This is a genomic window from Anaerotardibacter muris, assembly GCF_943192915.1.
In the GTDB taxonomy this organism is placed as follows: Bacteria; Actinomycetota; Coriobacteriia; order Coriobacteriales; family Eggerthellaceae; genus Anaerotardibacter; species Anaerotardibacter muris.
This window is the reverse complement of the sequence record NZ_CALPCD010000001.1, coordinates 412602-430261: the sequence shown is the minus strand read 5'-3', so window position 1 is coordinate 430261 and position 17660 is coordinate 412602. Positions and strand designations below refer to the sequence as shown.

The window sequence follows — 17660 nt, the reverse complement described above, 5'->3', positions numbered from 1 at the left end:
CTCTAAACCTTGCTATACCAAAATTAACTGTAAAATTGATAAAACAGTAAATACTTAGTATATAGTACTGAAAGAAGACAAAAATATATCCCCCGAAGTTTGCATGCAAAAGCCTAGGCCCGGGGGATTTCACGTGTCTATAATAACATCTTGCGAGGAATTATGCCTGAAGAAACCGCTAAGGATACAAATTCGCCATCAGCGCGTAGCTTTCATGTAAATGTCGATGTCGACACGAATAAAAAAGCGGCTTCAAGGCATCTGTCGAAAAAGCTCGAATCTGCGCGAAGATCGGGACTAACCAAAGTAAAACTGAGGGTAAAGAAGGGCTCAAGCGGTTGCTATCCGAATGTTTGCGTACCACTAGCGGGTGTGATCGATTATTATAGAGCGGTTTATGGTTTCGACTTTACCCCTGCAAAAAGCTGGAGCAATTCAGGAATGCTTGCACACGCAGGGGTTATTACACCATATGAATTAGATAAACTTTCTCCGCCGCATTCGTTTTTGAACAAGGTTTGGAAGTTTACTCAAGAGACTCAATCTCAAATTGTTGATGGAATAATGAGCTCACTTCGCCGTTCCGACAAGATGGGGAAGGATGTTCTTCTGGGGCTTGAGCTAGCTTTGAACGAGGTAATGGACAACACTCTCGTTCATTCGATACCGAGAGGCGATTCTAAAGAGGCCGCCGGCTTTGTTATGGCCCAGCATCATAAGCATGAAGGGCAAATTGCTGTTGCAGTTTATGACGCAGGGCAAGGAATTACTGCCTCCTTAAGAGAGGGCGGTATTTCGATTAGTAGCGCAAGCGAAGGACTAGAGAAAGCTCTCATGCGCGGCGTTACAAGCGGCGGCGGTGCAGGAAATGGTTTGTGGATGATGGAGAATTATGTTCTTACGTCATCAGGTTCGTTCACGCTTATGTCGGATGGGGCGCTTCATTCAGTCCGCAAAGCGGATCAAGGAATCATAAAACCCTCGTTTGCAAAGGTTGGTAAATTCAAGAGCGGAACAACGCTCGTAGATTTTCAGATCGATTGTAAAGAGGATATTTCTCTAGCTGATGCTTTGGGATATGCTCATACAGATTTATGGACCGAAAACCATTTGCTCGATGACGAGACCGGATCAAAGATCCTTGTAGCTAGTGAAACCCGTGGTTGTGGATCAAGGGCCGAAGGTGCGTTTTTTGCAAATGTGGTTCTTAATCTTTGTCGATCTATTCCAGGTACGTGCGTGTTAGATTTCAGTGGCATTAGCATCATAAGCGCGTCGTTTGCGGATCAGCTCGTTTCCGATTTGGTCGATTCGCTTTCCTTCCTCGGCTTTTTGCGACGTATAGTGCTTGTGGGTCTTTCGCCTGCCTGTGAAGTGGTGATGAATGAAAGCTTCCGAACAAGGTACTATAGAGATGCAAAGTAATTGACCAAGGAAGCTAGCTGTTAAGAGGGGTTAGATATGGCAGGAATAGAAATCAAAGGTACTGTTCTTGGTGAAGGTGCGCCGAAGACTATCATTTCAGTCATGGGCGCTGATGTTGATGAGTGCTTGAGCGTTATTGAAAAAGGCAAAGCTGCTGGGGTGGAGTGCTTTGAGTGGCGTGGGGACTTCAATGCGAGCCGCCGCGATCCTGCTGCGATGGTGGAGCAGGGGAAGAAGATCGCTGCTGCACTGACCGAGCATCCACTGTTGTTCACGTTCCGTAGCGAGAGTCAGGGCGGACAGGACACGCTTGCGGTTGAGGAGTATGTTGCTCTAAATAAGGCTCTTATCGAGAGCGGCTGCTTGGACCTGGTGGATATCGAGACATGGATCGGCGACGAGGCTGTTATGGAGCTAGTCGATTGCGCGCATGCGCACGACGTTCTGGCGCTGGTTTCCTATCACAATTTCAAGGGCACGCCGTCCAAGGAGTGGATGGTCAACCTTATGACGCACATGCTCGACATGGGGGCGGACATCCCCAAATGTGCGGTCATGGCGCACGATGTGACCGATGCGTTCAAGCTGATGGAAGCGACCGAGGAAGTTCGCCGTCTTCATACGGACGGCCCCACGCTTACCATGGCCATGGGCAAGTATGGCTCCATCACGCGCATCATGGGCGAATACTATGGCAGCGACCTAACGTTCTGCGCGCTGGAGGATTCTTCGGCTCCTGGCCAGGTTGATGTTGCGGTCGCACGCGACATCATGAACAAGGTGCACGATATTCTTAGCTAGCGCTAAATTCCAAAAACTTCAGGATATGTTCGGCGACACAGACGGTGTCGCCGTTTTGATTTATGATCTCGACTTTGGCGACGGTCTTGCCGGTTTCTTCGTCAACGCTGACCACCTCGTAGTTGCAAGTGATGGTGTCGCCGAAATAGACGGGGCCGGTGAAACGCACGTGGTCGTAGCCGTAGGAGGCGACGGGACATTCGTCGTCGTAGGGCTGGTGAATGAGCGTCGACGCGGTGCTTGAAAGTGCGAAGGTTAGTACGCCATGCGCGATGCGGTTGCCATACTGCGTGCCCTTCATGTATTCCTCGTTGATGTGAAACGGACTGAAATCGCCAGTGATCCCTGCGAATTGATACACGTCGGACTCGCTGATCGTCTTGGTGAACGACTGCTTGTCGCCAACCTTCAAAGGTACTTTCACTGCCATGGTGCCCCCTTTGTGAATGCTTTTCTCCATGATACAACAGTGCTGAATGTGGTGTATTGCTGGTGCTGTAGGGCTGAACCGCCCCGAGTTTATTGCTTCTTGAAAACCTGGGTGCTGCCGGCGTCGGGACGTTGGTCGCGACGAATTTGACGGTGAACTTCGGGATTGGTGATAAGCTCGGTTTCTTCGCCTAGGGTGGCATCGCCGATCATTTGAGTAGGGGAATTGTTGCCAGATAGGACGCGGGTCTCAGCGCCGCTGTCGGCGATAATCTGAGTTGCTGCTCGACTGCTATCGATAGAAGAGTGTGGGGTGTCCGCGGTCCCGGCAGAAGCAATAACGCTGGTGGGAGCATCAGCAGGATGCTCGCTTGGAGAGGGATGCTGCTCGTCGTAATTCACGCCCATGAGGCTGTCGAGCGCGGCCTGCTTGCCGTAGTCGTCGTTTGCGGTTCGTTCAGCTTGTGCATGATCGGCCTGAGGCATGGGTGCCTGCTTTGGAGCTTGTTGCGTTCGAGCGTTAGCATGAGCGCTTTGGCGGGCGGCCTGTGGTGCCTGCGCCGTAGTTTGCTGCGGCTGCGCATTCGTGGTCGCCTCGCGGTTCAGTCGTGAATCAGCCCCGCCCGCAGCAACCTGCTTCGCGGGCACCGTGCGCGTGTCCGAAACAACCTCGCTCAAAGACACGTAGGGGCGGCCGCTCGCAGAACCGATGGCGCGACCGATCACCGTACCAGCCCAAACTACCGCGATCAACCCGACCATCTGGAACAGCGTATTGCTGCTCACGCCTTCGATCTCTTCAGGAGCGAGCACCACCACAACAAGGGGCAGCAGGCACACCAGCGCAGTCGCGCCGAAGCGCACCCAATAGCTAGCCAACGGCGCATCCTGCCCATCGGCTTTCACGATGCGCAGACCCACCAGCGCCTTGCCGATAGTGCGCCCTCTCGAGAACATGGGTATCACCGCGAACAGCACCGCGGCAATAACAAGCCCGATCAAAACGGCTGTCATGGGGTCGGCAACCAAGCCGCCGATGAAGCGGAAGGCGAGCGTCTTCGCGCCTGCACGAGACGGATCGATCGCCAGTGACTTCGCAATCTGGGCATCGGTCGGGCTCAGCAAGATCCACGCCACAGCGAAGCAAACTGCAAGCACAGCAAGGTCGACCAGCAGCGCCAGCGCGCGGCGCGTTACGGTCGCGCGGCTCACACCCTTTTCGACTGATCGCTCGTTCACCTCGGTCATGCTCGGCAGCGCCCATGAAATGGGGATCATCAGCCAAAAGCCGATCATGGTGCCCGTTGTATTCAGGATAAGGTCGTCCACATCGAACAGACGATAAGGGTGGTCATACACGCCGAATAAGCCCGTGAGCTGCGAAGTTTCGAACATGAGCGTGGTAGCGAACCCGATGAGCAGCGCCATCCACCAGCGGCAGCGGAACAGATAGCACAGGTATGCGCCAAGCGGGATGGTAAGCATCACGTTGAAGATCGCTTCGTAGACCACCTGTGATTTCAGGAATGGGCCCCATGTGTTGCGATCGCTCAGGCTGAAGTCGGTCTGTTCGCGAATCTGCTCGATCACGTTGAAGGGATGCAGCTGCGGCGTTTGCGCGATCTCCACTACCGCGCTTCGGTCGGTGGGTAGCGGGAACACGATAAGTGAAACCGCGCACAGGCAATACAGGATGAATGTGAACACCACGAAGGTCTTCCAGATCGATATTGCGCCGAAGCGGCGGTACTGGTAGAGCGCGTAAGGGATCGCGAGGATCAGCGCTACCAGCGGAAACGCTAGAAAGCCAAGTTGTATGTCGTAAGCGAAGTTCTTCACGGGTTTCTATGCTACTTGAAGCTGCGAGCCGCCGCCTGCATCGCGCGAAATCTTCACGTTTGTAAGCAAGATAGACGCGACGATGTGCTTAAGGAAACGCTTAACGGCATTCGAGAGCGAACTAACTGTGGTCTCTTGGTGGTCTTTATCGTAAAACCGCGTGTCAAAGAAAAGAAGGCCAGAGAAATGAACAATCCCTGGCCTGGTCTTTTAATGGAGCCAACGGCGGGACTCGAACCCGCGACCTACGCATTACGAGTGCGTTGCTCTACCATCTGAGCCACGTTGGCATGCTCACCGTCCGCGCCGAAAGCGCAGACCGCACAGCAGGTTTGAAGTATATCGAGAAACGCCCAAAAATACAACCGCGCGCCGCCGAGTGCCGCATCGTTCGTAGAATCTGCGTGCGTTCCTTTACGATATATCTCGCTGGAAAATGCAGTGCATAACGCATTACGAGTGCGTGGGTCACGAGTGCGTAGGTCGCTGGTTCGCCCAACGCACCCCCAGCACCTCGACCTCAACAAAAGGAGCACGATGGCTCGCGAACAATTCAAATCCCGCCTTGGTTTCATCCTTATCAGCGCTGGTTGCGCGGTGGGTCTGGGCAACGTGTGGCGTTTCCCATACATCGTTGGCGAATACGGCGGCGCTGCGTTCATCATCCTCTACCTCATCTTCCTGGCTATCCTGGGTCTACCCATCTTGGTCATGGAATTCTCCATCGGTCGTGCCAGCAAGCGATCTATCGCGCGTGCCTTCGACGAACTTGAGCCGCCACGCTCGCATTGGCACGTGTTCAAGTGGCTTGGCATCACGGGCCTCTACTTGCTGATGATGTTCTATACCACGGTCGCGGGCTGGATGTTGGCTTACATTCCAAAGATGGCCACCACGAACCTGGCCAGCATCGGCTCTGAAGGCGAAACAGCCGCCGCGGGTGCGCTCTCGGGGCTGTTCGAGTCGCTCCTTTCGAACCCCTCCGAGCTGATCGCCTGGATGGTAGTCGCTTGCGCCATCGCGCTCTTGGTGTGCTCGCTTGGCCTGCAGAAAGGCGTGGAGCGCATCACGAAGGTGATGATGGTCTGCCTGCTCGCGCTCATCTTGGTGCTGGCCATCCGCGCATGCACCCTCGAAGGTGCGGTCGACGGCATCGCGTTCTATCTGCTGCCCGATTTCAGCAAGATATTCAGCAGTTGGGGAACCTTCGGCGATGCGGTGTTCGCGGCCCTTGGTCAGGCATTCTTCACGCTGTCCATCGGCATCGGCTCCATGGAGATCTTCGGCAGCTACATCAATAAAGATTACGCGCTAACGGGCGAAGCGGTGCGCATTGCTGGCCTCGATACGTTCGTGGCGCTCGCTACGGGCATGATCATCTTCCCAGCGTGCTTCGCGTTCGGTGTCTCGCCCGATTCGGGCCCTGGCCTGGTGTTCATTACGCTGCCGGCCGTGTTCGAGCAGATGTGGATGGGGCAGCTTTGGGCTACGCTCTTCTTCATCTTCATGGGCTTCGCAGCCATCTCCACGGTCATCGCAGTATTCGAAGGCATCCTGTCGTTTTGGATGGACCAGTGGAATTTCAGCCGTAAGAAGGCGGTTGCCATCAACATCGTGCTCATCCCGCTGCTGTCCGTGCCGTGCGCGCTCGGCTTCAACGTGTGGTCGGGCTTCGAGCTGCCCGGCATCGGCAACATCCAAGCCATCGAGGACTTCCTGGTATCGAATAACATCCTGGTCATCGGCTCGCTCATCTTCGTGCTGTTCTGCGTGAGTAAGCGCGGCTGGGGTTGGGAGAATTTCCTGAAGGAAGCGAACATGGGCAAGGGCCTGAAGTTCCCGCGCGCCCTTTACTACTGGATGAAGATCGGCGTCCCCGTCCTGATCATCGTCATCCTCGTTTCTGGCTGGATGCCCTTAGTCACCACGTGGATTGGTGGGTAGGGAACTCGATCTATCTCAGGAAACGTGACACATCTTCTGGACAGGTCCGAAACAGTCCCGCATTCGCGTGACAGGTTTCATACCCGTCCCGCGAGTGTCCCGTTTCGTGTACGAGCTTATTAGACGTTGAACTTGAAGTGCATTACGTCGCCGTCTTGGACCACGTAGTCTTTGCCTTCTTGGCGCAGGCGGCCTGCGTCGCGGCAACCTTTTTCACCGTTGTACTGGGAATAATCCTCGAAGCTGGCAGTTTCAGCCTTGATGAAGCCGCGCTCGAAATCGGTATGGATCGTGCCCGCAGCCTGCGGAGCCTTCGCACCAATGGGAATGGTCCATGCGCGCACTTCCATGGGGCCGCTGGTGAAGAAGCTTTGCAGCCCTAACAGCTTGTATGCTTCACGTACCAAGCGCGCCAGGCCAGACTCTTCAAGCCCCAGGTCGTTCAAGTAGCTAGCGGCTTCTTCGGGGTCGACCTCGGCCAGTTCAGCAACTTCAGCTTCGATCTTCGCGCTGATGGGCACGGGCGTAACGCCGTCGATCTCTGCTAAGTCTGCATTGAGCGCATCTTCGTCAACGTTGGCGATGTAGAGCATCGGCTTCATGGTTAGCAGATGTAGGTCATAGATCAGGTCGCGCTCCTCGTCGCTCAAGTCAAGCTGCAGCGCGCGCTTGCCTTCGTTCAAGCCCTCTTCCACCTTCAGCACCGCATCAAGCTTCTTCTGTGCATCCTTGCCGCGCTTCGCTTCTTTCTCCAGGCGGGGCTTAGCCTTTTCGATGGTAGCCAGGTCGGCAAGCACCAGCTCGGTCTTGATGGTCTCAACATCGCTCGTGGGATCGACCTTGCCTGAAACATGCGTCACGTCAGGGTCGCTGAAGAAACGCACCACTTCACAGATCGCATCAGTTTCGCGAATGTTGTGCAAGAACTGGTTGCCCAGGCCTTCACCTTGGGAAGCGCCCTCGACCAGGCCTGCGATGTCAACGAATTCGACGGTGGCTGGAACGATGCGGTCGGGGTTGTCGATCTCGGCCAGGCGATCCATGCGCGCATCGGGCACTGGCACGATGCCCACGTTCGGCTCGATAGTAGCGAACGGATAGTTAGCTGCCAGCCCACCCTTATTGGTAAGCGCCGTGAACAAAGTAGATTTGCCCACATTCGGAAGTCCAACGATGCCAATAGAAAGCGCCACGAGTTGCTCCTTAAATGTGAGGCGCGAACGCGCCGAGGATTTACGTGCAGTAATGATACCACGCCGCGTCTTTTCCCGAGAAACGTGACACATCTTCGGGACAGGTCCGAAACTGTCCCTTGAGTGTCCCGTTTCGTGCACCTACCTCCAAACCAGCAGCTGTGCCTAGCGGATAGGGGCGTATAACTTTCTCTGAACGCTAGATAAAACCAACAGCGAGAGGGCTCTGGTGTCAGGGAGGTATCAGATTCTCTCGATGCACAAATTTATATAAATAGGACATCGAGCGACCGCACGAGCCCGGAGGGCAAGCAGGGTAGCGGGAGAATATGAACCTCCCTGATAGTAGAGCCTTCAGTGTTAGGGGGCTGAAAGGCGTAAGTCCCGCATTCGCGTGATAATGCATGAGGCAGTGCAGCGCATGAGCTGAAGGCGAACAGCGGAACGGGTAAGTTAGACAGCCCACCCGCTAGGCGCAGCGGACGGCCCTCGGCCCGCTTTTAACAATTAGTTAACCGTGGTGCCAGCCAAGCAGCGTATACTTTTAAAAGTAAATACAACTCTCGTTTTGCGGAGGTCCAACGTGGGCGGTTTTTTCGGTGCAGTGTCTCATAGAGACGTCACTCTTGATGTATTTTTCGGCGTAGATTACCACTCTCATCTTGGAACTAAACGAGCAGGCATGATCATCTTCAGCAAAGAAGATGGCTTCCAGCGCCAGATCCACAGCATCGAGAACACTCCGTTCCGTACGAAATTCGAAAAGGACATCGACAACTTCCACGGCACCAGCGGCATCGGCTGCATCTCTGACAGCGACCCGCAACCGCTGCTCGTGCGTTCTCATCTAGGCGTGTTCGCCCTTACCACCATCGGCGCCATCAACAACGCCGACCAGCTCATCGACGAATACTTCGCTGATCACGGTAATCAGTTCATGGCCATGAGCTCGGGCAAGGTGAATTCCACCGAACTGGTGGCCGCGCTCATCAACCAAAAAGACGATTTCGTCTCGGGCATCCGTAACGTCCAAGACAAGATCGAAGGTTCCATGACGCTGCTGGTCATGACCGACCAGGGCAACATCATCGCAGGTCGCGACAAGCTGGGCCGCCTGCCCATCCTCATTGGCAAGAATCACGAAGGTTACTGCGCTTCGTTCGAATCCTTCGCCTATCAGAAGATCGAATACGAAACGGTCTATGAACTGGGTCCTGGCGAGATCGTGAACATAACGGCCGACGGCTATAAAACCCTAGCCCCCGCTGGCGATGAGATGAAGATCTGTTCGTTCCTCTGGACCTACTATGGATACCCCACGTCTACCTATGAAGGCGTGAACGTCGAGGTCATGCGCTATCGCAACGGCGAGATCATGGCGCGCGATGAAGCCGAGCAGGTTGGCTTGCCTGAACTGGATTACGTGGCAGGCATCCCTGATTCAGGTACGCCGCACGCTATCGGCTATTCCACGGAGAGCAAGATCAAGTTCGGCCGCCCCTTCATCAAGTACACGCCCACGTGGCAGCGTTCGTTCATGCCCGCTAACCAGGACATTCGCAACAAAGTGGCGAAGCTCAAGCAGATCTCGGTCCCCGAGCTGATCAAGGATAAGGAACTGCTCTTCGTTGACGACTCCATCGTGCGCGGCACCCAGATGCGCGAAACGGTCGAATTCCTCTACAATTCGGGCGCGAAAGCCGTGCATATGCGTTCGGCCTGCCCGCCCATCATGTTCAACTGCAAGTACCTGAACTTCTCCAGCAGCAAGTCGGAGATGGACCTTATCTCTCGCCGTGTTATCCAGCAACTCGAAGGCGATGAAGGCCATCAGCATCTTGAAGAATACGCCGATGCATCTACTGAGCGTGGTAAGTGCATGCTGAAGACCATCTGCGAAGATATGGGCTTCGACACGCTGCGCTACCAGTCGCTCGAGGGCATGATCGAAGCGATCGGCATCGACCCCTCAAAGGTGTGCACCTACTGCTGGAACGGCAAGGAGTAGGGAAGCGCTCGCCGCGTTCGCTGGGGATCGCAACTACGCGCGGCGCGAATCGCAACCATCTTGCTCGCCGCGAATCCCAGTCAGGCGTGGCACGAATCCCAGCCAGGCGTGGCGCGAATCGCAGCCCACGCGCGGCGCTGCTACACTCACGCCCGCGACCCGCATTCACCATATGAAATCGAAGTGCACGGCCCAGGCGTCGTGCACTTTTGGTTTTGACCTCGTGCCTGTCGTAGTAAACTAGATGCAAGAGGATAAGGGTAAGCATTCGAAAGGAATTCGCACTCATGGAATATAGAGAGATCGGCAAGACCGGCTGCAAAGTAAGCCCGCTCGGATTCGGCATGATGCGCCTCCCGCTGAAGGAAGGCGGCCAGGCTGGCAATGCAACCAAGATCGAAGACGTGGACGTTGAAGCCACTATCGAGATGGTCCATTACGCTATCGACCACGGCATCAACTACATCGACACCGCGTTCAACTATGTTGGCGGCAACTCCGAGAAGATTGTTGGCCAGGCGCTCGAGGGCGGCTACCGCGACAAGGTCTACCTGGCAACCAAGTCTCCCACCTGGATGTACAAGACCGAAGACGACTTCGACAGCCTGCTGGCCAAGCAGCTCGATCGTCTGAAGACCGACCATATCGACTTCTACATGCTGCATTCCTTGAACGGCGGCAGCTGGAAGCGCTGCAAGAAGGTTGGCGCGGTCGAGAGCATCATCAAAGCTAAAGAAGACGGCCGCGTGAATCACATCGGCTTCTCCTTCCATGACGACTTCGAACTGTTCGAAGAGGTGCTGAACGCAGCTGATTGGGACTTCTGCCAGATCCAGCTGAACTACTACGACCAGGAATTCCAGGCGGGCTTGAAGGGCCTGAAGATGGCAGCCGAGCGCGGCATGGGCGTTATCGTGATGGAGCCGCTGCGCGGTGGCTTCTTGGTCGATCTGCCTCCCAAGGTGCAGGAAGTGCTCCAGAAGAACACCGATAAATCGGCTGTTGAGCTGGCTTTCGACTGGCTCTGGAACATGCCCGAAGTTTCCACCGTGCTCTCTGGCATGAGCAGCATGGAGATGCTGAAAGAAGACATCGCCTTCGCTGAGAAGGCCAAGCCCGGTATGCTCTCTGCCGAAGATGATGCAGTGGTCGAGCAGCTGCGCGAGACCTTCAACGAATTCTCGGTCATCCCGTGCACGGGCTGCAACTATTGCGTGGAATATTGCCCCGAGAAGATCGTCATTCCGTACAATATCTCCGCGTACAACATGCGCTTCCTCTATGACAACATGGAGATGGCGCGCGAATATTACGAAGTTGAGGTGCCGAAATTCGGCCGCACGGCAGAAAATTGCACGAGCTGCGGTTCCTGCGAGCCTATCTGCCCGCAGCACATTGCCATCAGCTCTTGGATGCCGAAGATCGACATGCTGCTGGGCGAATAAAGCCCGCTGAAACGAGAGTTGCGAACCCTATGACGAACTCCGAACGTCTTGATCTGCAGCAGATTCGCGCCATCGTTCCGCGTAAGTTGCAGGAATTCTTCACGGAGAACCCGCGAGTCGCGCTTGCCTATTCGGGCGGGTGCGACTCCGTCTTTTTGCTCGCGTGCGCGCTGGCATGCGGAGCGGAGGTTCATCCCTTCACGGTGAACACGGCATTCCAATACGCTTTCGAAGCCGATGATGCCGATCGCGCGGCTGCCCAGTTGGGCACTGCTGAAGAAGTGCTCGATCTGGACATCTTCGCGCACCCTGAAGTTGTCGCGAACCCAGCTGATAGGTGCTATCACTGCAAGAAGGTTATCTTCGGCGCGATCAAGGATGCAGCCACACGCCAAGGCATTGATATGCTCATCGATGGTACCAATGCCACGGATGACCCAGCGCGGCGCCCTGGCTTTCGCGCGCTTGCGGAATTCGGTGTGCGTTCACCTCTGCGCGAAGCGGGCCTGACCAAGGACCAGATTCGTGCTCTTTCTCGCGAGATGGGCTTGCTCACCGCTGACAAGCCGAATTATTCGTGCTTGGCCACGCGCATTCCTGAAGGCCAGACCATCACGCCCGAATTGCTTGCATCTTTCGTGCAAGAAGACTGGCTTGACCGCGAAACTACCAGCGAGCATGATACGCTGTAAGCGAGCCAACGCGGGCGCGCCTGCGCAAGCTTGCTAACGTGAACGAAGTTTCAGGAGCATAGAAGACCTGAACTACCAACGTATCGAAGACCTAAAGGAGAGGCGATGAGCGCAGAAGCCACGCGTACCATTCTTGAACAGCTTGCAGCGGGCAAGACCACCGTCGATCAGGCGATGCTCGCGCTGCGCAAAGAACCCTTCTCTGACCTGGGATATGCTAAGGTCGACCACCATCGCGAGATCCGCCAAGGCGCGGCCGAGGTGGTCTACGGCGCTACGAAGACCTACGAGCAGATCAAAGGCATTTGCGCCTCGCTGCTCGACCATGGTCAAACCTGCATTCTCATCACGCGGCTGGCTGAAGAAGCTGCCACCAAGTTGGCGATCGATTTTGCCGACGCGGGATTTACCTATTACCCCATCCCGAAGCTGGCTATCGTGGGCGTGCTGCCTGAACCGACTGGCAATGGCACCATCGTGGTGGCTGCGGCGGGCACCAGCGATATGGCGGTGAGCGAAGAGGCGGCCCTTACGGCAGAGGCGCTGGGCAACAAGGTCGAGCGCGTTTATGACGTGGGCGTGGCAGGTATCCACCGTTTGCTCGCGCATCTTGATGAACTGATGGAAGCTCAGGTGGTCATTGCGGTCGCAGGCATGGAAGGCGCGCTTGCCAGCGTGGTGGGTGGCATGGTCTCATGCCCGGTGATCGCGGTACCTACGAGCGTTGGTTACGGCGCATCGTTCGGGGGAGTGGCTGCGCTGCTGGCCATGTTGAACTCCTGCGCGAGCGGCGTGAGCGTAGTGAATATCGATAACGGTTTCGGCGCGGGCTTCCAAGCACACCTCATCAATCATCTTTCAGGTAAGGGCGCAGGCAGGGGCGCAGGCGCGGCTGCAGGTGAGAACAAGAACGCAGCGACCGAAGCAGAAGGCGCGGCCACGGCTGAAGACGAATCCGCCACCAGCGCTGCCGATACGGCCAATAATTCAACGGAGCACTAATATGAACATCGAACTAGACCTTACTCAAAGCGCGACCCGCGCGAAGCTGCTCGAGGAACTGCTCGTGCTTATGACCCCTGAACAGCACGAACGCTACGATGCCATACTGAAGGCGGCGGCCATCCCCGATCAGCACCATCATTCCATCGCGGATGTGAACGAGACCATCGACAACCTTGCAGTGGACGACAAGCTCAAAGCTCAGCTCCGTGGGGTGTATGCCATCCTTGCTCAGGCCGAAGCCACCGTGCACGGTTGTGCAGTGGAGGAAACGCACTTCCATGAAGTTGGTAACGCTTCGGGCATCCGTAATGCGCTGGCTATCTGCACGGCGTTCTTCGTGTTGGACCCCGATCATGTTTCGTCAACACCTATCCAAACAGGTAGCGGCAAGGTGAACTGCGCTCACGGCATCATGGACATCCCTGCTCCCGCAACGGCAGCTATCCTGCAGGGTCTTCCTATTGCATCGCCCCTGCTCGAAGGTGAATTATGCACGCCTACTTCGGCAGCTATCATCAAGTACTACGTTCAGGAGTTCGTGGACTAGACCGTGCTGATCCTCGATCGATATCAACCTACCTATGAGGCTGGATCTGGCGGCTTTGCCACGGTCATCGTGGCATGGGATACGCGCATCCAACGTGAAGTGGCCATCAAATGTTTGCCGCTCGAGGACGCCACCGCGCGCACGGCCGAGCAGATCAACGCAGGTCTGGACAATTTCCAGAACCCTTACGCTGCCGCAGGCGATGAATCGGTCAGCATCATGATGGATGTGAATTTCGCCAGCCAAAGCGCCATTCCTGGTCTTGAGGAAGCGCGCACTGCAGCACTGCTGAACGACCCGAACATCGCTTCCATCTATGACTTCGAGATCCAGGGTAATGCGGCCTATATCATCATGGAATTGGTCGATGGCATTTCGCTTTCTGATCTGCTTGAATATTTCCCCGATCAAATCGATGCCGACATCGTGGCAGCCGTGTTCAAGGCGGTCTCTCACGCTATCGAAGTGGCACATAAGAATCACGTGTTGCATCTGGATATCAAGCCCGATAACGTGCTCATCAACACGCAGGGTCAGATCAAAGTGGTCGACTTCGGCCTGGCACGACTGGCAGACGGCTTTGGCTATGGCGCGGCCACAGGTGGCACTATCGGCTACATGCCGCCCGAGCAGATGGAGCGTGAAGAGCTCGACGAACGTTGCGACCAATGGGCGCTGGCAAGTCTTACGTACGAGATGCTCACGCGTGGAAACAACCCCTTCCGCGCGGCCACGGTCGATGAAGCTCTCGATACCATCTACGATGCTGAGATCATCATTCCATCGCTGTGCATGGAGGGCGTGGATGAATCCCTTGACGACGCCATCTTCAAGGCGCTCGACCCCGACAAGGAGGGACGTTACGCCTCGGTGCATGCATTCGCGCGCGACGTGAAGCCTGCGCTGGGAAACGCCAAACAGGGCGTGAAGAAGCTTGCGAAGCTCGTGAGCATTGCCGTGGGCGAAGAAACGGAAGCCAACGACGATACCACTGACTTCACCGACACCTTCGAAGACGGTGAAGATGAATTCGAGGAGGGCCCCTATCCGCTCAACCGCCGCAGGCGGGGGAGGAAGAGCGCTCGTGCGAGCCAGGCCTACAGTCAGCCTCTTGATGAAGAGACCGACTTCGACGACTTTGCCAACCCTTATGACGCGCCTGCTTCGAGCCGCTATTCGCTCGTGCTGCGCATCTTGGCAGTGCTCGGCAGTGTGTTGGTGTCTTCGGTAGCGCTCTCGAATTTCAGCCTCCTGCCTGGATGGGAATCACCCGCACTCTGGGGCGCGATCCTTATCGTTGCCGTGGCGGCGTTCGCGGTCCCGCACGTGGGGGCGCTCGTGTCGTTCTCGCTTCTAGGCTTGGCGTTGGTGAACAACAACGCGTTGCTAGTGGGCGTGCTAGTGGTGGTGGCCACCTTTGCTTGGTGGTATTTCATCGGTCGCGGCGGCTCCGAACAGGCCGATTCCGCCTTGCTCTCCATCTGCGGATCATCGGTGGGACTTGGTTCGCTCGCGCCGCTGGTCAGCGCTTATTTCCTCAGACCGATCCAGGCTCTGTGCACCACGCTCTTCGCAGCGGGTATCTCGGTAGTGCTTGCGGGCCTTGGCTCGGTCTCTATCACGTCTTGGGACATCTTTCAGTTCGGCAATATCCATATGTGGACCGAGGTGAATGGCAACATCATCTCCACATTGCAGAACCCTATGACCTGGGTGATCATCGGTTCCTGGTTGGTAAGCGCACCACTCGCTTCCGCCCTCTTTCAGCGTGGTTCTACGGCAGCAAGCATCTTCGGCATCGTCTGTGCCACTGCTATCATCTGCGTACTTCCTGCGCTGGCCTCCGCCTTCCTTCTCGGTCACGACCCCGATCCAATCTACCTCCTCCTCACCATCGCCTCTGGCATCATCATGCTGGTCGTGTCCATCTTCTTCCCACCCCGCCGCTAACCGGGGACGGGTTCAATTCTGTCCCGGACAAAAAGGGGACAGGCTCAATCTTGCACGGTGCTGTGGATGTAAGGCGAGCGCGCTGAACTTACTCTGAACACTAGATTCCAACCCAGAATCCAGCAAAGCTGAATTCACGTAAAAATGCATGAGGCAGTGCAGCGCATGAGTCGAAGGCGAACGGCGAAACGGGTAAGTTATGCACGATTACCTTGCAGCCGCAGCACCCCCCACGACTTTCCTAAGCAATTTGTTGCTAGCCCGTTATTCGGTCGAGCGGGGTAGGGGCGATATAATGAAAAGAACGAAAACTCGCCGAGAGGAGTCCTCATGCGCATTGATGTAACTGGAAACGTGATCGAGACCACCCCGAACGAAAAGGTGCTCGAAGCCCTTGGCGACCACATCGATCATCCCGATCCCAATCCCGTGCAGCCCAAACTGGCCGCTACGGTCATGCTCGTCCGTGATTCTAAGTCTGGTCAGACTAAATACCGCATCGAAGACGGCAACTTTCCACCCGATTTCCCGAACAACCAGAACGTTGAGGTGTTCATGCTGCGTCGCGTGAAGACCATGGCATTCGTGCCTGATGCAGTGGTGTTCCCTGGCGGTCGTGTTGATGAACGCGACTCTAATCCCGACCTACCGTGGTGCGGCCCCAGCCCTGCCGATTGGGCAGAGCTGATGGGCGTATCTGAAGCTGATGCGCGTCGTATCGTGGTGGCTGCAGCTCGTGAAGTGTTCGAGGAATGCGGCGTGCTGCTGGCAGGCCCCGACGACCATTCCGTGGTCACCGATCTTTCCGACCCCAGCTGGGCGGCCGACCGTGAAGCGCTCGTGGCTCACGAAGTAGCCTTCGCTGACTTGCTGGTTGCTCGTAACTTGGTGCTCCGTACCGATCTGCTGGGTCTTGTGTCCAACTGGTGCACTCCCACATTCGAGCCCAAGCGCTACGACACGTTCTTCTTCTCGGCGCTCATGCCCGAAGGTCAGGTGGCCGACGACAACACTTCTGAAGCCCAGATCGCCGATTGGGTCACGCCGTCCTATGCCGTGCGCGAATCTGACGAAGGCAACTGGCTCGTAGTCCCGCCGACCATGTACAACCTCACGCGCATCGCTGAAGCGCAGTCAGCTGAACAATTCGTTTCGAATCGTAAGAAGCTGAAGAAGGTCATGTTCAAGGCGGTCCGCAAAGAAGACGGCACTATCATGCTGCGTGCCGAGCTGAACTAACCTGAATAAGGAAGGTTTGGCTCCGCCGTTTCGCGAAAAGTGCTTTTGTGATTTGGGGCGCAGCCTGCACGAATGAAGGAGGACCCATGGGCTTCATCGTTGATGAAACACCGTATCCTGGCGGGAAGGAAAGCGCGCGCGTATTCTGCGTGCGTGCTGAAAATCCTTCGGCCATGACCTATACCGGCACGAACACCTGGATCATCGCGGAGGCTGAATCTCCCGAATGCATCGTCATCGATCCTGCGCCTGCAGGTCAGCATGTGCAAAATGTGCTCGATGCCTGCATCGATCAAGGTTTGCGCGTGGGAGCAGTGGTGTGCACTCATGTTCATCCCGACCACACCGAAGGAGCCATGGAGCTTGCCGACATGACAGGCACGCGTGTCTATGCTCCCTTCGACGGCACGTTGCAGCCAGGTACGTTCCAGCCGGTCGAGAACGGTCCTGTTCTTGAAGTGGTGGCGCTCCCTGGCCATTCGAGCGATTCGGTGGGGCTTATCTATCCAGCCGACGGATCCATGTTCGTGGGTGATGTGATCTTCAATCACGGCCCCACGGTGGTCTATTACCCCGATGGAAACCTGACCGAATACATGGACTCTCTCGACAAGATCGAGCAGCTGGTGAAGACCCAGAATATCAAGGTGCTCTATCCTGGTCACGGTTATCCCATCACCGATCCGCTTGATATCATCGAAGCAACGCGCGCGCATCGTCTTGACCGCCTTCAGCAGATCAAGGACGCTCTCGTATCAGGCGTCGCGCATGATGCCGATGCCCTGGTCGACGCTGTCTATGTGGGTCTTGACCCCAATCTGCGCGATGCTGCCTTCCGCAGCGTAAAAGCCCAGCTTCTCTACCTTGACGGGAAGGGCGAGTAGGCCGAACAGGACTGAATGGAGCCAGCCCTCAAAGCGCCCCAGCATCAAGATCCATCCAATTGTTGGAGCGTCTGTATCTACCCCAGAAATCCAACTCTGTTCGTAGGGTAGGGGCGCAGAATTTACTTCGAATAGCAAACTTCAGGACAGTTTCGCCTCCATCCCCGTTTTGTCCTCAAGCAGTGAGGCTACAGGGGTAGGGTCGTAGATTCATTCTGAACGCTACCCAATAAAAGAACCCAGTCGAATGACTGGGTTC

At 56.0% G+C, this 17660-nt stretch carries 14 protein-coding genes and 1 tRNA gene; 11 read left to right on the top strand and 4 right to left on the bottom strand.

Going from position 1 to position 17660, the window contains the following annotated elements; translation table 11 throughout:
• Positions 1–162: 162 nt before the first annotated feature.
• Together NFR25_RS01670 and aroD are read left to right on the top strand one after the other, a co-directional pair.
• Positions 163–1425 (top strand): STAS-like domain-containing protein, encoded by a 1263-nt coding sequence (locus NFR25_RS01670; RefSeq protein ID WP_251197517.1) that lies wholly within the window; start codon positions 163–165, stop codon positions 1423–1425.
• Positions 1426–1461: 36 nt separating this feature from the next.
• Positions 1462–2226 (top strand): type I 3-dehydroquinate dehydratase, encoded by a 765-nt coding sequence (gene aroD / locus NFR25_RS01665; protein WP_251197516.1) that lies wholly within the window; start codon positions 1462–1464, stop codon positions 2224–2226.
• Here aroD and NFR25_RS01660 read toward each other — a convergent pair.
• The 3 genes from NFR25_RS01660 to NFR25_RS01650 all read right to left on the bottom strand — a co-directional run bounded on the left by NFR25_RS01660 (position 2219) and on the right by NFR25_RS01650 (position 4784).
• A complete protein-coding gene (locus NFR25_RS01660) occupies positions 2219–2656 on the bottom strand; it encodes a MaoC family dehydratase (RefSeq protein WP_251197515.1) in 438 nt (145 codons plus the stop codon). The genes aroD and NFR25_RS01660 overlap by 8 nt on opposite strands.
• An 89-nt stretch (positions 2657–2745) precedes the next feature.
• The gene (locus NFR25_RS01655) at positions 2746–4494 is read right to left on the bottom strand and encodes a VanZ family protein (protein ID WP_251197514.1); all 1749 of its coding nucleotides are present in this window, start codon (positions 4492–4494) and stop codon (positions 2746–2748) included.
• Positions 4495–4708: 214 nt separating this feature from the next.
• Positions 4709–4784, bottom strand: a tRNA-Thr gene (locus tag NFR25_RS01650).
• A gap of 247 nt (positions 4785–5031) precedes the next feature.
• Here NFR25_RS01650 and NFR25_RS01645 point away from each other — a divergent pair.
• Entirely contained in the window at positions 5032–6438 is a 1407-nt protein-coding gene (locus NFR25_RS01645; protein ID WP_251197513.1) for a sodium-dependent transporter, read from the top strand.
• 119 nt (positions 6439–6557) lie between these two features.
• On the opposite strand, the gene ychF is transcribed toward NFR25_RS01645, so the two are convergent.
• Positions 6558–7631 (bottom strand): redox-regulated ATPase YchF, encoded by a 1074-nt coding sequence (ychF, locus tag NFR25_RS01640; protein WP_251197512.1) that lies wholly within the window; start codon positions 7629–7631, stop codon positions 6558–6560.
• 682 nt (positions 7632–8313) lie between these two features.
• Between ychF and NFR25_RS01635 the strand changes: the two genes are divergently transcribed.
• From NFR25_RS01635 to NFR25_RS01600, 8 genes are all read left to right on the top strand, one after another.
• Positions 8314–9639 carry an amidophosphoribosyltransferase gene (locus NFR25_RS01635; protein ID WP_476726947.1) on the top strand — a complete coding sequence of 442 codons (1326 nt, stop codon included), beginning with the start codon at positions 8314–8316 and terminating at the stop codon, positions 9637–9639.
• 287 nt (positions 9640–9926) lie between these two features.
• Positions 9927–11084: an aldo/keto reductase gene (locus NFR25_RS01630; protein ID WP_251197510.1), complete on the top strand. Its 1158-nt coding sequence runs from the start codon at positions 9927–9929 to the stop codon at positions 11082–11084.
• Positions 11085–11113: 29 nt separating this feature from the next.
• Positions 11114–11776: an ATP-dependent sacrificial sulfur transferase LarE gene (gene larE / locus NFR25_RS01625; RefSeq protein ID WP_251197509.1), complete on the top strand. Its 663-nt coding sequence runs from the start codon at positions 11114–11116 to the stop codon at positions 11774–11776.
• A 105-nt stretch (positions 11777–11881) separates the two neighbouring features.
• A complete protein-coding gene (gene larB, locus NFR25_RS01620; RefSeq protein WP_251197508.1) occupies positions 11882–12778 on the top strand; it encodes a nickel pincer cofactor biosynthesis protein LarB in 897 nt (298 codons plus the stop codon).
• Between the two features lies 1 nt (position 12779).
• Positions 12780–13328, top strand: coding sequence for a nickel pincer cofactor biosynthesis protein LarC (larC, locus tag NFR25_RS01615; RefSeq protein WP_251197507.1), 549 nt, complete (start codon positions 12780–12782; stop codon positions 13326–13328).
• A 3-nt stretch (positions 13329–13331) separates the two neighbouring features.
• Positions 13332–15278 (top strand): serine/threonine-protein kinase, encoded by a 1947-nt coding sequence (locus NFR25_RS01610; RefSeq protein WP_251197506.1) that lies wholly within the window; start codon positions 13332–13334, stop codon positions 15276–15278.
• A 330-nt stretch (positions 15279–15608) separates the two neighbouring features.
• Positions 15609–16517 (top strand): NUDIX hydrolase, encoded by a 909-nt coding sequence (locus NFR25_RS01605; protein ID WP_251197505.1) that lies wholly within the window; start codon positions 15609–15611, stop codon positions 16515–16517.
• Between the two features lie 86 nt (positions 16518–16603).
• The gene (locus NFR25_RS01600; protein WP_251197504.1) at positions 16604–17401 is read left to right on the top strand and encodes an MBL fold metallo-hydrolase; all 798 of its coding nucleotides are present in this window, start codon (positions 16604–16606) and stop codon (positions 17399–17401) included.
• Positions 17402–17660: the final 259 nt, after the last annotated feature.

Excerpts from the sequence above, each read along its gene's own strand:
- NFR25_RS01670 (WP_251197517.1), top strand. The coding sequence starts at position 163 with ATGCCTGAAGAAACCGCTAAGGATACAAATTCGCCATCAGCGCGTAGC.
- aroD (WP_251197516.1), top strand. The coding sequence starts at position 1,462 with ATGGCAGGAATAGAAATCAAAGGTACTGTTCTTGGTGAAGGTGCGCCG.
- NFR25_RS01660 (WP_251197515.1), bottom strand. The coding sequence starts at position 2,656 with ATGGCAGTGAAAGTACCTTTGAAGGTTGGCGACAAGCAGTCGTTCACC.
- NFR25_RS01645 (WP_251197513.1), top strand. The coding sequence starts at position 5,032 with ATGGCTCGCGAACAATTCAAATCCCGCCTTGGTTTCATCCTTATCAGC.
- NFR25_RS01635 (WP_476726947.1), top strand. The coding sequence starts at position 8,314 with ATGATCATCTTCAGCAAAGAAGATGGCTTCCAGCGCCAGATCCACAGC.
- NFR25_RS01630 (WP_251197510.1), top strand. The coding sequence starts at position 9,927 with ATGGAATATAGAGAGATCGGCAAGACCGGCTGCAAAGTAAGCCCGCTC.
- larE (WP_251197509.1), top strand. The coding sequence starts at position 11,114 with ATGACGAACTCCGAACGTCTTGATCTGCAGCAGATTCGCGCCATCGTT.
- larB (WP_251197508.1), top strand. The coding sequence starts at position 11,882 with ATGAGCGCAGAAGCCACGCGTACCATTCTTGAACAGCTTGCAGCGGGC.
- larC (WP_251197507.1), top strand. The coding sequence starts at position 12,780 with ATGAACATCGAACTAGACCTTACTCAAAGCGCGACCCGCGCGAAGCTG.
- NFR25_RS01605 (WP_251197505.1), top strand. The coding sequence starts at position 15,609 with ATGCGCATTGATGTAACTGGAAACGTGATCGAGACCACCCCGAACGAA.
- NFR25_RS01600 (WP_251197504.1), top strand. The coding sequence starts at position 16,604 with ATGGGCTTCATCGTTGATGAAACACCGTATCCTGGCGGGAAGGAAAGC.